The 15,436-nt window shown below is 61.2% G+C and carries 15 protein-coding genes; 8 read left to right on the forward strand and 7 right to left on the reverse strand.

Translation table 11 applies throughout. The annotated features are described in order from the left end of the window. Positions 1–45 precede the first annotated feature (45 nt). Positions 46–1,092, reverse strand: coding sequence for an EF-P beta-lysylation protein EpmB (gene epmB / locus DU505_RS02085; protein WP_114477329.1), 1,047 nt, complete (start codon positions 1,090–1,092; stop codon positions 46–48). A 100-nt stretch (positions 1,093–1,192) separates the two neighbouring features. Here epmB and efp point away from each other — a divergent pair, with 100 nt between their 5' ends. Both efp and epmA read left to right on the forward strand, forming a co-directional pair. Continuing rightward, complete coding sequence (gene efp, locus DU505_RS02090) at positions 1,193–1,759, forward strand: elongation factor P (RefSeq protein ID WP_066445412.1); 567 nt, start codon at positions 1,193–1,195, stop codon at positions 1,757–1,759. A 199-nt stretch (positions 1,760–1,958) separates the two neighbouring features. Beyond that, positions 1,959–2,933, forward strand: coding sequence for an EF-P lysine aminoacylase EpmA (gene epmA, locus DU505_RS02095; protein ID WP_114477330.1), 975 nt, complete (start codon positions 1,959–1,961; stop codon positions 2,931–2,933). Between the two features lie 2 nt (positions 2,934–2,935). On the opposite strand, the gene DU505_RS02100 is transcribed toward epmA, so the two are convergent. From DU505_RS02100 to DU505_RS02110, 3 genes are read right to left on the reverse strand one after another with little or no spacing between them, the layout of a single operon-like run. Then, positions 2,936–3,769 (reverse strand): alpha/beta hydrolase, encoded by an 834-nt coding sequence (locus tag DU505_RS02100; RefSeq protein ID WP_114477331.1) that lies wholly within the window; start codon positions 3,767–3,769, stop codon positions 2,936–2,938. Between the two features lie 2 nt (positions 3,770–3,771). Then, the gene (locus tag DU505_RS02105) at positions 3,772–5,238 is read right to left on the reverse strand and encodes an NAD-dependent succinate-semialdehyde dehydrogenase (RefSeq protein ID WP_114477332.1); all 1,467 of its coding nucleotides are present in this window, start codon (positions 5,236–5,238) and stop codon (positions 3,772–3,774) included. After that, on the reverse strand, positions 5,235–6,458 hold the full coding sequence (locus tag DU505_RS02110) for an iron-containing alcohol dehydrogenase (protein ID WP_220250311.1): 1,224 nt from the start codon (positions 6,456–6,458) through the stop codon (positions 5,235–5,237). Before DU505_RS02110 ends, DU505_RS02105 begins: the two co-directional genes overlap by 4 nt. A gap of 212 nt (positions 6,459–6,670) precedes the next feature. On the opposite strand from DU505_RS02110, the gene DU505_RS02115 reads away from it, so the two are divergent. From DU505_RS02115 to DU505_RS02135, 5 genes are all read left to right on the forward strand, one after another. Next, positions 6,671–7,360, forward strand: coding sequence for a GntR family transcriptional regulator (locus DU505_RS02115; RefSeq protein ID WP_114477334.1), 690 nt, complete (start codon positions 6,671–6,673; stop codon positions 7,358–7,360). Between the two features lie 86 nt (positions 7,361–7,446). After that, positions 7,447–8,934, forward strand: a complete 1,488-nt coding sequence (locus tag DU505_RS02120; RefSeq protein ID WP_220250321.1) for a sugar ABC transporter ATP-binding protein — start codon at positions 7,447–7,449, stop codon at positions 8,932–8,934. A gap of 21 nt (positions 8,935–8,955) precedes the next feature. After that, entirely contained in the window at positions 8,956–9,945 is a 990-nt protein-coding gene (locus DU505_RS02125; RefSeq protein ID WP_114477459.1) for an ABC transporter permease, read from the forward strand. Between the two features lie 66 nt (positions 9,946–10,011). Next, positions 10,012–10,974, forward strand: coding sequence for a substrate-binding domain-containing protein (locus DU505_RS02130; protein ID WP_114477336.1), 963 nt, complete (start codon positions 10,012–10,014; stop codon positions 10,972–10,974). A gap of 55 nt (positions 10,975–11,029) precedes the next feature. Beyond that, the gene (locus tag DU505_RS02135) at positions 11,030–11,617 is read left to right on the forward strand and encodes a DJ-1/PfpI family protein (RefSeq protein ID WP_114477337.1); all 588 of its coding nucleotides are present in this window, start codon (positions 11,030–11,032) and stop codon (positions 11,615–11,617) included. Positions 11,618–11,704: 87 nt separating this feature from the next. Here the strand turns inward: DU505_RS02135 and asd are convergent, their stop codons facing one another. From asd to rsgA, 3 genes are all read right to left on the reverse strand, one after another. Continuing rightward, complete coding sequence (asd, locus tag DU505_RS02140; RefSeq protein WP_114477338.1) at positions 11,705–12,553, reverse strand: archaetidylserine decarboxylase; 849 nt, start codon at positions 12,551–12,553, stop codon at positions 11,705–11,707. A gap of 232 nt (positions 12,554–12,785) precedes the next feature. Next, positions 12,786–13,616 carry a sulfurtransferase gene (locus DU505_RS02145; protein WP_114477339.1) on the reverse strand — a complete coding sequence of 277 codons (831 nt, stop codon included), beginning with the start codon at positions 13,614–13,616 and terminating at the stop codon, positions 12,786–12,788. Between the two features lie 51 nt (positions 13,617–13,667). Then, positions 13,668–14,702, reverse strand: coding sequence for a small ribosomal subunit biogenesis GTPase RsgA (rsgA, locus tag DU505_RS02150; RefSeq protein WP_114477340.1), 1,035 nt, complete (start codon positions 14,700–14,702; stop codon positions 13,668–13,670). Positions 14,703–14,787: 85 nt separating this feature from the next. Here rsgA and orn point away from each other — a divergent pair, with 85 nt between their 5' ends. After that, entirely contained in the window at positions 14,788–15,372 is a 585-nt protein-coding gene (gene orn, locus DU505_RS02155) for an oligoribonuclease (protein ID WP_114477341.1), read from the forward strand. Positions 15,373–15,436: the final 64 nt, after the last annotated feature.

Here is a 15,436-nt window from a genome sequence, read left to right on the forward strand (position 1 = left end):
AAAGAATGCCCATTGGCTTATGCCCGCCGTCGCTGGTTTTGGAGCCTAAAGCGGCGTCTTGCTCGTCTCGCCGGGAATCTCCCGCACCAGGCGTGGCATCAGAAACCCCGGCAGCACCTCTCTCAGGCCCGCGACCAGCTCGCGGGCCTTTTCGTCTGGCACATCGAAGTGGGCGGCGCCCGCCACCGGGTCGAGCACATGCAGGTAGTAGGGCAGCACCCCGGCCTCGAATAGCCGTTCGGAGAGACTGGCCAGGGTATCGATGCTGTCGTTGACGCCGCGCAGCAGCACACTCTGGTTAAGCAGAGTCACGCCCGCTTCCCTGAGTCGAGCGCAGGCGGCGTCCACAGCGTCGTCGATCTCCTGGGCGTGGTTGATATGCAGCACTACCACCTTCTGCAGCCGCGTTGCCGAGAGCCAGCCGAGCAGGGCGTCATCGACCCGGTCGGGTATCACCACCGGCAGCCGGGTGTGAATACGTAGCCGCTTCAGGTGGGGGATGGCATCGAGCCGTTCCACCAGCCAGGCCAGCTGACGGTCGCCAGCGGCCAGCGGGTCGCCGCCGGAGAGGATCGCTTCGCTGATCGAACTGTCGCCACGTAGATACTCGAGTGAGGCATCCCACTGGCTGCGGGAGGGTGCGTTCTGTTCGTAGGGAAAGTGGCGCCGGAAGCAGTAGCGGCAGTTCACCGCACAGGTGGGGCTGGCGATCAGCAGGACACGGCCGGTGTACTTGTGGATCAGCCCCCGTGCCGGGGTGTGGTCGGCTTCCGCCAGGGGGTCGGTGATGTAACCGGGTACCGCCTCGCCCTCGGCGGCAAGCGGCAGCACCTGGCGCAGCAATGGGTCGTTCGGGTCGCCGTGGCGCATGCGTGCAAGGAACGCCTCCGGGATACGCACCTCGAATAGCTCGTGGCCGCGCTCTGCCCCTGGCAGCCAGCTGTCGTCGAGGCCCAGGCGGCGGCACAGCTCCCGCGGGTCGCGAATGGCGCCCGAGAGCTGGGCTTGCCAGGCTGAGGGCAGAATCAAGGGCGTCACATCGGGTTGCGATGGCGCCTGTCTCTGCAAAAGGGCGGGGCTTCGGGTTATCATGCGGCACACCAGTCACATAGGCGAGGGCTTGGCTCCTCGTCGATTTCATATCCGCGCGTCCAGACCGTACTGCGACGCGCTCGATCATTCGAGAGGCAATATGGCGAACTATTCTACCAACGAATTCAAGGGCGGGCTGAAGGTGATGCTGGACGGCGACCCCTGCTCGATCGTCGAGAACGAATTGGTCAAGCCGGGCAAGGGGCAGGCCTTCAGCAGGGTCAAGCTGCGCAACCTGATCACTGGCCGCGTCTGGGAACGTACCTTCAAGTCGGGCGAATCCCTCGAGGGCGCCGACGTGATGGACCTGGAGATGGAGTATCTCTATTCCGACGGCGACATGTGGCACTTCATGAAGACCGATGGTTCCTTCGAGCAGTATGCGGTCGAGAAGAAGGCCCTGGGCGACACGGCCAAGTGGCTCAAGGAGCAGGTGGCCTATACCGTGACCCTGTGGAACGACAACGCCATCAGCGTGACGCCGCCCAACTTCATCGAGCTGGAAGTGGTCGAGACCGACCCGGGCCTCAAGGGCGACACCGCCCAGGGCGGCTCCAAGCCGGCCACGCTCTCCTCCGGCGCCGTGGTCCGGGTGCCGCTGTTCATCAACCAGGGTGAAGTGCTGAAAATTGATACGCGCAGCGGCGAGTACGTTTCACGAGCCTAAGAAAAGAGACTCCATGGCTAGCGGCGCCGGGGACAGGTCGAAGCGGAGGTCATTTGTCAGGGATGACAAATGTAGCGCCCAGGGATGGGTTCACAGCGCCTCCGCGAAGTGCCTGTCGCCGGATCAGCCGCACTCTGCTACGGCTTCCACGTAGGCCACGCTTTCCCCGCGTGGCTTTCGTCGTTATGGAGAAGGTGTGATGACAACCGACTGGCGACCCACGGCGAGTCTCGAGTCGCTGCGCGAGCGGGCGCGGCTGCTGGGGGAGGTGCGGGCGTTCTTTGCCGAGCGGGATGTGCTGGAGGTGGAGACGCCGGTGCTGGGCCACGGCGGCAGCACCGATGTGCACCTGGCGTCGCTGTCGCTTACGGCAACCACGCCGGCGGGGCAGGAAAGGCTGTGGCTGCAGACCTCGCCGGAATTCCATATGAAGCGGCTGCTGGCCGCAGGCTCAGGGCCGATATTCCAGCTGGCGCGCAGCTTTCGTGACGGCGAGGTGGGCAGCCGCCACAACATCGAATTCACCATGCTGGAATGGTACCGCCCGGGCTTCTCCCTCGAAGAGATGATCGGGGAGACAACGGCGCTGATCCGCGCCGTGCTTGGCCGCGACCCGGGCCCACTGCGCCGGCGGCGCTACCGCGAGCTGTTCCGGGAGGCGCTGGGATTCGACCCCTTCACCGTGGAGCTCGATGCGCTGCGTAGCATCGCCGGCGAGCGCGGCGGTCTCGACATGGAGGACGCGCCCCGTGACGACTGCCTCGACCTGCTGGTGAGCCTGGTAATCGAGCCTGGCCTGGGTCGGGAGGGGCTCGACGTGGTAGTGGACTACCCGGCCACCCAGGCCGCCCTGGCCCGGCGCCATCGTGACCCCGAGGATGGCGCCTGGGTGGCGTCGCGCTTCGAGGTCTATCTGGCGGGGGTGGAGCTCGCCAACGGCTACGACGAGCTGACGGACGTCGACGAGCAGCGCGCGCGCTTCGCCGAGGACAACGCCGCCCGGGTGCGCCTGGGACTGACGGAAGTCGATATCGACCGGTGGCTGCTGGCGGCGCTTGGGCACGGCATGCCGTCAGGCAGCGGCGTGGCGCTGGGTATGGATAGGCTGATCCAGCTCGCCCTGGACAGGGCGAGCGTGGCGGAGGTGATGGCCTTCGCAACCTCAAACTGCTAGGTTCAATTACCTACCAGGTCGGAGATGCAAAGTCCCGCAGGACTATTGGGGTTGCCGAGTGCAAGAACAATATTGAGATGGTTGAGGCCGGCCTCGATTCGGAATTCTCCATTCAGTACATTGAGATTCAGCAACGATGCAAACTGATGCCCCTGTGAATGAAACGGCGCGGAGTCCATTTCGCCGAGCATCACGATGCGCCGGGGGCCATGAAGATGACAGGAGGTCAGGGGCGACCACGCTGAGGCCTCAGCGGGGGTCATCTTCGTTTCGTTTTTCAGGAAGCTGCTAGGAATATCTGTCAGGTCATAGATGCCGCTAACCAGAAGCAGGGCACGTAGCGTGGGCAGATCGGGCGGGGTACTTTCTTCCGGGCCGGTTGCCGCAAGATAACTTGCCAGGTGCGCGCCTGCCGAATGTCCGCTGACTGTGATCCGTGTAGCATCCGCGCCCAGGTCCGGGGCCATCGCCGCCAAATGACGAACGGCCGCTCGGACCTGCCCGACAATGGCGCTCAGCCTTGTCCCGGGCATCAGGTCGTAGGTAATAATGGCGGCAATTCCGCCCGCAGCCAGTGCGGGGGCGGCTAACATCCAATGGGCCTCTTTGCTGCCCGAGCGCCAGTAGCCGCCGTGGATGAACACGTGGAGCGGGGCTCCTTTCGTGGGGTGGGGTGGAAAAATGATATCCATTCGTTCGCGCGGACTGGGGCCGTAGGGTAAGTCAGTCCGTATATCGACCCGCGCGGCCAATTCGCGTGACCGGGCGGCCGTCTCGGCAATGATCTCGTCGAAGTCAGGGATGAAATCACGATTGCGATAGGGATCCTGCGCCATGCTCAAAAGTCCACTGCGAAATACTTCGGTTCCATGAATTCGAGTATGCCGGTAATGCCACCTTCGCGCCCCAACCCGCTTTGCTTGGCGCCACCAAATGGGGCGGCGGGGTCGGACATAAGACCACGGTTGATCGCTATCATCCCGCTTTCGATGCCCTTGCCCACCCGCAGAGCGCGCGACAGATCGCCTGAATAGACATAGGCTGCCAGTCCATATTCCGTATCGTTTGCCAGTCGGATGGCCTCAGCCTCAGTTTCAAAACGATAGACGGCGGCAATAGGGCCGAAAATTTCCGCATGCGCGATGTTGGCGTCGTGGGGCACATTGTCCAATACCGTAGGCGGGTAGAAGTAACCGTTACCAGGCAGCGGCTTGCCACCTGTATGCAGGCGCGCTCCCTGGGCCACGGCGTCCGAAACGAGACGGTCGATCTTCGACACGGCGGCGGTCGTGATCATCGGCCCCACTTGGGTTTCAGTTTCAGTGCCATGGCCAATTTGCAACGCAGCCATTCGCTTTGTCAGCCCGTCGACAAAAGCATCGTGCAGGCCCGATTGCACGTAGAAGCGGTTGGCGGCTGTGCAGGCTTCCCCTGCATTGCGCATCTTGGCGACCATGGCGCCGTCCAGCGCTGCTGCCAGATTGGCATCATCGAACACCAAAAATGGAGCATTACCCCCCAGCTCCATCGAGCAGGAAGTTACAGTTTTCGCCGCCTCGGCTAGCAGTATCCGACCAATGCCGGTCGATCCGGTGAAGGACAGCTTGCGCACCCGCGGATCAGCCAACATGGCGTTGGTGATAGCAGCGGGTTGCGTGGTGGTCAGCACATTCACCACACCAGGTGGCACACCCGCCTCAGCCCCGAGTCGCGCCATTGCATAGGCGGTCAAGGGGGTTTCAGACGCAGGCTTCAGGATCACCGTGCAGCCGGCAGCTAGCGCCGGGCCGATCTTGCGTGTGGCCATCGCAGCAGGAAAATTCCATGGGGTTATCAGCACTGCGATCCCAATGGGCTCATGATCGACAAGGATGCTATTCGCGCCCGAGGGTGCATGGCGAAACTCGCCCGGAATGCGTACGGCCTCTTCGGCATACCACCGGAAGAACTCCGCGGCATAGGCCACCTCGCCGCGTGCATCGGGTAGGGCCTTACCATTTTCCAATGAGATCAGGCGCGCCAGTTCCTCTGAGTGATCGAGCATCAGCTGGAACCAGCGTTGCAAGACCTCCGCCCGCTGACGGGCAGGGGTGGCACGCCAATCCGCCGCTGCCGCTTCGGCGGCATCGACAGCGCGCATGGCATCTGCCATGGAGGCATCGGGAACCTCGGCCAGTACATCAGTGGTGGCAGGGTCCACAACCGGGATGCCATTGCCAGGTAGCCATTCGCCACCGATGTAAAGACCTCTTGCGTGAAGTGCGGGGTCCGCGTAGTCAACGCCGAAAATGGTATCCAGTTTCATATACTATCCTCTTTGCCTTGCTGGATTAGGCCAGCGTCGCCCGAGAAGGCGGCGTCGAGAAGCCTGCGCATGTCACTGCGGCCAAGCGGGCGGGGGTTGTTCTGGATCAGCCGTTCGATACTGCAGGATTGTTCTGCCACCCAGTCCAGCCGCTCTTTGTCCAGACCGAGTGTGGCCAGCGTGGGCGGGATCCCGATGCGAGCGAACAATGCCGCAATGGCAGGAATCACCGCTGCGCCGTCGACGAGATCCATGGCGGTGGCCATCTGCTCCAGTTCAGCACTGATTTCGGGGCGGTTCCATTCCATGACCCAAGGCATCAGGCAGGCCACGCCTGCGCCATGTGCGGTGTGGGTCAGCGCGCCGACCGGATATTGAATGGCATGGGCGGCTGCCGTGCCGGCGACGCCAAAGGCCAGGCCCGCGAAGGTCGCCCCCTGCATCACCTGGGCCCGTGCGGCCAGATTGTCGCCTACGGTGCACGCGGTCTCCAGCCCCTGCCACAGCAGTGAGATCGCAGTTAGTGCGAATTGGTCCGAAAGGGCGTTTTTCCCAATGAATACCTTCTCCTGCGTCAGCCCGGGGGTGACAGGACGGCGGGTGGCGGTAAATGCTTCGATCGCATGAGTCAGTGCATCAGCACCGGCAATGGCGGTTAGCGCTGACGGGCAGGTTAACGTCAGTTCAGGATCGCAAATCGCCGCTGTTGGAATTAGATGCGGGCTGGAGATGCCCACCTTCAAGCTGCGCGTGTTGTCGGACAGGACGGCAACCGGCGTGACTTCTGAGCCGGTGCCGGCAGTGGTAGGGATGGCGATGAGCGGCAAGCTCGGTCCGGGCACCTTCAACTCGCCATAGTAATCCTGGGGTCGTCCGCCATGGGTCAGCAACAGCGCCACACATTTCGCCATGTCGAGACAAGAGCCGCCCCCAACGCCAATTATGAGGTCCGGCGAGTAGTCGCGAGCTGAGTCGGCCACATGAACAGTGGTTTCTACCGGCACTTCCGGCAATGTTTCGCTTTCGATTCGTACCGTCAGGCCGTTACTTTCCAAGTCTGCGATCATGGCGTGGAAATTCACATCCCCTGCCAATCGCTTATCGGTGATCACCAGCGCTCGCCGCCCAAGGCCTTTTGCTACAAGACCAAGAACTCGGCGTTGTCCGCTGCCGAATATCAGTTCCCGCGGCGATCTGATCGCGCCGAAATACCCCATCATGCCTCTCCCTTCCGTCCGATTTCAGTCGCCGCCACAGACGTTACGTCTTCAGAAGCGCCGTTCGGGATATCGATTCCGTCACGCTGTACACGAGCTGCGCTTTGGAGACCATCATCCTGCTGTCGAAATCAGATCATATACGATATTGTATTTGACATGCGATATTATTTCCCCCTATTGTTCCGGTCAATACAAATTTATGGAGTGTGCTGATGAAAACGGCAGCGCAGCGAGAAAATCAGGAAGGCGCGACTGTGCGCCCGGCAAGTGTGGAAGATGCTGTCTACGACAGCATTTATGAGCGGCTTATGTCGCTGGCGATAGCCCCCGGCTCCCGCATCCCCATCGACGTGATGGCGCGCGAGCTGAACGTTTCACAGACACCGGTACGCGGAGCGCTTTCGCGACTCGAACGTGAGGGGCTGGTGTATAAGGCGCACATGGTCGGCTATAGCGCCGCCCCGCAACTGAACCGTAAGCAATTCGAGGATTTGTTCAACTTTCGTCTGCTGATCGAGCCGGAAGGCGCGCGGTTGGCCGCACAGAACATGACGCCTGCCGCACTCCACCATCTCGAAGAGATTGCCGACGATATGGCGCATGGTGCAGCGCCGGTGGATCGGACTAGCCGATATTCGCGCTTTGCCCGTATCGACGCGCACTTCCATGACGAAATCCTACGGATCGCCGGAAATGAGGTCATTCGCTCGACGCTGTTCAACCAGCATATCCACCTGCATCTGTTCCGCTTGATGTTCCACAGCCGCGTCACCCAAGAGGCGCTGGAAGAGCATAACGAACTGCTGGCGGCTTTCCGTGTTGGTGACTCCGTTACTGCGGAAACGGCGATGCGCGAACACATCCTGCGTTCGCGTGACCGCCTGATGCTGGCCTTCGAATGACCAGGATCGCCCCCCTTCCCGTATCGGCAACGGCTCCAGTGGCGGTAGACGCGTGCTCTGATTCACCGACGCTTGCGGCTGTGGGGTTGGCCAAGGCCTATGGTCCGATTACCGTGCTGTCTGATGTTACTGTAAATATCCGCGCGGGCGAGGTTCACGCCATCATTGGCGAGAACGGCGCGGGGAAATCGACGCTTATGAAGTTGTTGTCCGGCTATGTGCGCCCCACAGCGGGCCATTTGGTCATGGCCGGGCAGACGGTCGATTTCTCCGATTCCACGGCTGCTGAAGCCGCAGGCGTGGTACTGGTACATCAGGAAATCCTGCTGGCGCCAGACCTGACCGTTGCCGAGAACCTCTTCCTTGGCCGTGAACTGCGGCGTGGCATCATGGTCGATGACCGCACCATGAACCAGCGCGCCGCTGAGGTGCTGGCCTCGATCGGGGCGCATTGCGGCCCACGCGACCGGGTGGGTGATTTGCCACTGGCGCAGCGGCAACTGGTGCAAATCGCCCGCGCGCTGCTGGAACCACGCAAGGTGGTGATTTTCGATGAGCCCACCGCTGTTCTGGCCAATGACGAAGTGGCGGCACTTCTGGATGTGGTTCGCGGGCTCAGAACGCAGGGGGCCGCGGTCCTTTACATCTCACATCGTCTGGACGAGGTCGAGGTGCTGGCCGATCGCATTACCGTACTACGCGATGGAAAGATGATCGGTACATGGCCTGCAGCCGACCTGTTGCAACGTCAGATGGCCGAGCTGATGGTAGGCCGTAAGCTGGACGTGTTGTATCCGCCTAAACGCCCGCAACCATCGGACGCTCCGCTGTTGGTCGTTGAACATCTATCGGTCGACAATGGGGCGGTCGAAGCCAGCCTGATGGTTCGACCTGGCGAGGTGCTGGGTATCGGCGGCATGATCGGTTCCGGCCGAACAGAACTGTTCGAAGGCCTGATGGGCTTGAGGTCCGCTGATGCAAGCCGAATCGAACTGGCGGGTCGGCCCATTACGCATCGTTCGGTCAGCGACTGGCGAGAGCAAGGCCTTGTCTATCTGACCGAAGATCGTAAGGGAAAGGGTCTGCTACTGGACGAGCCGCTGGCCCCCAACCTGACCCTTCAGTCACTGGACCATGTCCATCCGCGGTTTTCGCTGGATCTTCGCAAGGAGGTTGCAGCACTGAAAAAAGTTGTAGATGACTACGACATTCGCGTCGGCTCAGTCCACCTGAGCGCCGGCCAACTGTCCGGTGGAAACCAACAAAAGCTGCTACTGGCAAAAGTGATGATGACCCACCCCTCGGTCGTCATCATCGACGAGCCGACACGAGGCATCGACATCGGCAACAAGAGCCAGATCTACAACTTCATCGACGAACTGGTTCGGTCAGATAAAGCCTGCATTGTGATCTCGTCGGAATTACCGGAACTGGTCGGCATTGCCGATCGGGTACTGGTGATGCGTGGAGGGCGCATCGTGGCTGAACTGACGGGCGATCAGATCACCGAGCAGAATATCGTCTATGCGGCCACCACCGGCGACGCTTACCTGGCGGCCCCGCAGGACCGTTGAGCTATGGGGGAGGAAAAAATAATGACAAGTGCGACGACTGAGATGGCGATATCTAAGGTGCCGCGGCGCATCCGCTGGGCCTCTTTGGGTCCGTTCATCGCGCTGGCAGTAGTGCTGTTGGTAGGCACGATGTTGAACTCGAACTTCGCGACTGGGACCAACATTGCGAACGTAGTCACTCGATCGGCTTTCATCGCTATCATAGCGGTGGGTGCAACCTTCGTGATCTCGTCACGCTGTCTAGACCTGTCGGTCGGGTCGATGATGGCCTTTGTGACTGGGATTATGATCCTCACCATGAACCAACTTGAGCCATCGATGGGAGCGAATGCGATCATCGTCGGCGCAGTTGTGGGGCTTCTAGTGGGCACTGCCTGCGGACTGCTGAACGGGTTGATCGTGACCGTGGGCAAGATCGACCCCTTCATTGTCACCCTTGGCACGATGGGAATCTTCCGCGCGCTGATCACCTGGATGTCCGATGGCGGTTCGATCCCGATGGACCGGGCGCTGCGTGAACCTTATCGACCGGTTTATTTCGGCGATTTGTTGGGCATTCCTATACCGGTGGTCATCACCTTGTTGGTCGCGCTAGTTGGTGCCTTCATCCTGTATCGCACCAAGTACGGTCGTCGTTGCATGGCTGTCGGATCCAATGCCGATGTCGCTCGCTTCTCAGGCGTCTCGGTCGCAAAGGTCCGCACCATCGCTTTTGGAGTTCAGGGGCTCTGCGTCGGCATTGCCGCGATCTGTTACATCCCCCGTCTTGGTGCCGCTACGCCAACCACAGGTCAGCTATGGGAATTGCAAGTCATCACGGCTGTAGTAATCGGCGGCACGTTACTTCGTGGTGGCAGGGCACGGATCTGGGGAACCATCGCGGGTGCGCTGATCCTGGAAGTCATTGCGAACCTGATGGTGCTATCCAATATGGTTTCGGAATACCTTGTTGCCGCCGTGCAAGGGGTGATTATCATTCTCGCCATGCTGGCACATCGCTTCATCAAGTAACCACCACGAGGAGGGGTGGAGGTTTTAAACATGAGTCAAAATTACAACCATAATCGGGAGAATGAAATGAAACTCACAACCAAACATGCACTCGCTGTGCTTTCCGCAGTCAGCCTTGTGGCACTAACCGCGACTAGCGCCGTGGCGAAAGACAATAGAACAATCGGCGTATCGATCCCCGCTGCTACGCATGGTTGGACCGGGGGCGTTGTATATCACGCAGAACAGGCTGCGCAAGAAATCGAGGCTGCATTTCCGCATATTAATGTGGTGGTGAAGACCTCGCCCTCGGCCACGGCCCAAGTTTCAGCGCTTGAAGACCTGTCAGTAGGTCAGGACCTTGACGCATTGGTTATTCTGCCCTTCACCTCGGAAGAACTGACCGGGCCCGTCGAGCGGGTTAAGGAGAGCGGTACCTTTATCACAGTTGTAGATCGCGGCCTGACCGATCCGGCGATTCAGGATTTATATGTCGCAGGCGACAATATTGCGGTGGGTGCGAATACTGCACAGTGGCTGGCAGAGAAGCTGGACAACGAAGGCCAGATAGTCGTGCTGCGAGGTATTCCTACCGTCATCGACGATGAACGAATCCAAGGTTTTACCGATGTGATGGAAGACACCAACATCGAGATTCTCGACATCCAGTATGCCAACTGGAACCAGGATCAGGCCTTCACTCTCATGCAGGATTATCTGGCCAAGTACCCGCAGATCGACGCGGTATGGGCCAATGATGACGATATGTTGTTAGGTGTATTGGAAGCGATCAAGCAATCTGGCCGCACCGAGATCCAATATGCACTTGGCGGCAACGGCATGAAGGACGTGATCGAATTGGTAATGGCTAACGACGCCATGACTCCTATCTCGACCCCCTATCCGCCGTCGATGATCAAAACGGCCATCTACATGACGGCAGCACAATTCGCCGGACAGGCGCCTATGCGTGGGAATTTCAAGTTGGATGCGCCACTGATCACTCCCGAGAACGCTGATCAGTTCTATTTCCCTGACAGCCCATTCTAATGCCATGTGGCCGGGCCATGTCCCGGCCACTATAACACCTGATAGGAGGACGGATATGAGCGGCAAGAAAATTCTTATGCTCTGTGGTGAGTTCACAGAGGAATATGAAATCTTTGTTTTCCAGCAGGGTATGGAGGCCGTCGGCCATACTGTCCATGTTATCTGCCCCGACAAGAAGGCGGGCGAGATGATCCAGACCTCGTTGCATGATTTCGAGGGACACCAGACCTATATCGAGCGGTTCGGGCATCTGGCAGAAATCAACAAGACTTTTTCCGAGGTTAAGCTGGACGAATATGACGCGGTATATTGCGCGGGCGGGCGTGGACCGGAATATATTCGCACCGATAAGCGGATTCAGGCCATGGTGCGTCACTTCCACGAGGAGGGAAAGCCGATCTTCACGATCTGCCATGGCGTGCAGATCCTTGTCGCGGTAGACGGCGTGGTACGTGGAAAAAAGGTGGCCGCTTTGGGTGCCTGCGAGCCTGAGGTCATCCTGGCGGGCGGCACCTATATCGACGTGAAGCCGCACGAGGCCTATGTCGATGGCACTATGGTGTCTGCGAAGGGCTGGACCGGGCTGGCTGCTTTCATGCGTGAATGCATGATGGTGCTGGGGACAAAGATTACTCATTCGTAAAACTGGTACCAGGTCGCCCGCCGCACTCATGCAGGCGGGTGACAACGATGTTGCCCAAGCTTTGCCCGCTATCCTTTCAGAAGCTGATTAATCGCTCAGATACGGAAAACCGCCCAGCGACTGGCCCATGGCGACCTTGGTCCTGGGCGCCAGCGCATCGTCGAAATCGACCTGGCCGGCGAAGGCCATCACCACCGTGGAGCCGAGCTTGAAGCGTCCCATCTCCGCGCCGCGCTCGAGGTGAATCGGCTGGTCGAAGCGGATGCGCTGCACCTGGCCCGAGAGCGGTGTGACCTGCCCGGCCCATACCGTCTCGATGGCGGCGACGATCATGGCGCCTACCAGCACCACCACCATGGGCCCATATTCGGTGTCGAAGTGGCACACCAGGCGCTCGTTGCGGGCAAACAGGTTGGGCACGTGCTCCGTCGTTGCCGCGTTGACCGAGAAGAGCCGCCCCGGCACATAGACCATCTCGGTCAGGGTGCCGGCCAGCGGCATGTGCACGCGATGATAGTCCTTGGGCGAGAGGTAGATATTGGCGTAGCTGCCACCGGCATAACGTCGCGCAGCGTCGGCGTCACCGCCGAGCAGGTCGACCATGGAGAAGCGGTGCCCCTTGGCCTGCAGCAGGCGGTCCGCCTCGATGGGGCCGAACTGGGACAGGTTGCCGTCGGCGGGGGAGAGCAGCCCTTCGCCCAGGGGGCGGGCTTCCGGCTTCAGTTCCCGGGTGAAGAAGTCGTTGAAGGTGGCGTAGGCCGTGGGGTCGGGCTCGGCGGCCTCACCCATGTCCACCTTGAAGACCTTGATGAAGGCGCGGATCAGCGCATTCTTGAGCCAGGCGACACGGCATTCGGCAAGACAACCCACCAGTCGCGAGAGCAGGTGGTGGGGAATCGGGTACTGGATAAGGGCAAAGAACTTGGCGAGAGACAAGGTAAAGATTCCGGTTGGCTGGTTGGGGAGATGACCGGGTGGGGCAGCGAAGCGACATTAGCGAGGGCGCTGGCTTGAGTGGGCCGGGTAGCGCAAATCGACAGGGATGTCGATTTAGGGCTGGCAAGAGGGACCTTGTTCCAGCCCGGCGCGTCACCCGGCGCACGAAAGTCAGGGTTTCGTCCTCGATTGTCGCGAGTCGCCCCGCGCGGGCACTTTGGTTGCAGGCTTCTTATTTCTCTATCGGCGTATCGTCGCGGTTGCCCCACTCCTGCCAGGAGCCAGCATAGCCGCGGATATTCTCGAAGCCCAGTGCCTTGCCCACCAGCCAGGTGAAGCCGCTGCGGTGGTGGCTCTGGCAGTGGGTGATCACTTCCATGTCCGGGGTCAGGCCCAGCGCTTCCAATTCGGTAATCAGCTCGGCGTAGTCGCGAATGCGCAGCGCGCGCTCCTTGTCCATGGCCTCGGTCCACTCCATGTTGACCGCGCCGGGAATGTGGCCGAGCTGGCGGTTTTCGCCCTTCTCGCCACGGTACTCCGCCGGCGAGCGGGCATCCCAGATGGCGAAGCCCTTCTCGCCGAGACGCTCCTGCAGTTCGATGCGATCGATGGCCACCTCGGGATTCAGGATCTCGGCCTCGTACTCGCTGGGAGTGGGCGTGCGGCGCTCGGTGGCGACGGATTGGCCAGCCTGGCGCCAGGCGTGGATACCGCCGTTGAGGTAGGAATAGCGGGTGTGTCCCATCAGCTCCAGTGTCCACAGCAGCCGCCCGGCCCAGCCGCCGCCCTCGTCGTCATAGGCCACCACATGGGTGTCGCGGGTCAGGCCCAGTTCCGAGAAGAGACGGGAGAGCGCATCGACGCCTGGCACCTCGTTGGGTACCTCGCCTTCGCCACGCATGAGTTTGCGGAAGTCGAGAAACACGGCGCCGGGCACGTGCCCCTGATCGTGGCTCTCGGCCTTCAGCGGTACGTCGATGATCAGCAGCTGAGGATCGTCCAGATGCTCGGCAAGCTGTTCGGGTTCGACGATCAGCGGCAGCAGATTCTCTTCGGAACTCATGGTGCTCTCCTCCTGGTCGTGTCATCACTCTACCCTAGCCATGCCGAAAGCTCAGGTCTCGTTGAGACTCTCGACGATGCGGCGATAGCTGGCAAAGCGTTCCGGGTGAACATCCCCGCGCTCCACGGCTTCGAGCAGGGCACACCCCGGTTCCTGCTGGTGTCGGCAGTCGCGGAAGCGACAGCGCCCCAGCAGGTCGCGAAACTCGATGAAGCCTTCGGCGACCTGCTGTTCGTCCAGATGGACCAGCCCGAATTCACGAATGCCGGGCGAGTCGATCAACTCGGCCTTCTCGGCGGTGGGCAGGTCATAAAGGCGTGCCGTGGTGGTGGTGTGGGTGCCCTTGCGTGAGTCCTTCGACAGCGCCCCGATGCGGAGTTCCTCATCCGGGAGCAGGCGGTCGATAAGCGATGACTTGCCCACGCCGCTCTGTCCGACGAAGACTGAGGTGCGTTCCGCCAGGCAGGCATGCAGCGCCTCCAGGCCATCTTCCCGGGCCGTGGTGGATGTCACCACGGAATAGCCCAGGGTCTCGTAGCGGTGGAGTAGCGCCGTCAGCTCGCCGCCACCCTTCGGCAGAAGGTCGATCTTGTTGAGCACCAGTACCGGCGCGATGCCGGTTGCTTCGGCGGCGACCAGGTAGCGGTCGATCAGGTTGGGGTGGGGCGCGGGCTCCACGGCGAAGACGATAAGGATCTGATCGATATTGGCGGCGACGGGCTTGAGATGGCCTCGGGCATCGGGCCGCTCCAGCACGTTCTGTCGCTCGGAGCGGGCTACCACGACACCGTCCACGACATTGCCGCTGCTGTCCTGGGCGGCGCGCCAGACGACCCTGTCGCCGGTGACCAGGCCTTCGAGGTTGGCGCGCAGGTGACAGCGCACCGGGTCGTTGCCGCCATCGCCGCGAACGTCCAGGGTGCGCCCGAAGTGGGCGATGACGCGGCCGGGCTGCTCGGGGCCGTATTCGCCCGCGGCCAGCTTTCGGGAATCCTGAGCGTCGCGCTGCTCGGAGCGGCGAGCGCGTTCGGCCTGGACCTTCTCGATACGCCAGCGTTGCTGGCGGCTCAACTTGCGTTTGCTCATGGGCACCCGAAGATAGTTACAATGATGGCATTGTAACCAGCGTGGCCCGGCGTGTCCTGCTGTGCCCGCTTTTCTGGAGCTGCCCATGAATGATTCCACTGAACCGCGCCAGGGTCTGCTGGTGTGGATCGATCTCGAAATGACCGGGCTTGATCCGGAGCGCGAGCGCATCATCGAGGTGGCCACCCTGATCACCGACGGTGACTTGAACCTGATTGCCGAAGGCCCTGTGCTCGCCGTCCATCAGCCCGAGGCCTTGCTGGCGGCGATGGACGACTGGAATCAGAAGACCCACGGCGAGTCGGGGCTGGTGGCAAGGGTGAAGGAAAGCACGATCGATACCGCCGAGGCCCAGCGACAGACCCTGGATTTTCTCAAGGCCCATGTTGCCCCGGGTTCGTCCCCGATGTGCGGTAACAGCGTGCACCAGGACCGGCGCTTCCTGGAGCGGGAGATGCCGGAGCTGCTGGACTTCTTCCACTACCGCAACCTGGATGTCTCGACGCTCAAGGAGCTGGCCAAGCGCTGGAACCCCAGCGCCCTGGCCGGATTTCACAAGCGCAATACGCATCAGGCGCTGGACGACATTCGCGAGTCGGTGGCTGAGCTGGCGCACTATCGCAATACGTTTCTGCGGCTGGCGGGAAGTGAAAGGGATGAGGAGGCGTAGAGCTTTCGGGCAGCGTCAAGCGGCCAGCAGGCGGGCAACTGGCGGCGTTAGCGGCGCCGGGGAC

The organism is Billgrantia montanilacus (genome assembly GCF_003336675.1).
Taxonomy (GTDB): domain Bacteria; phylum Pseudomonadota; class Gammaproteobacteria; order Pseudomonadales; family Halomonadaceae; genus Halomonas; species Halomonas montanilacus.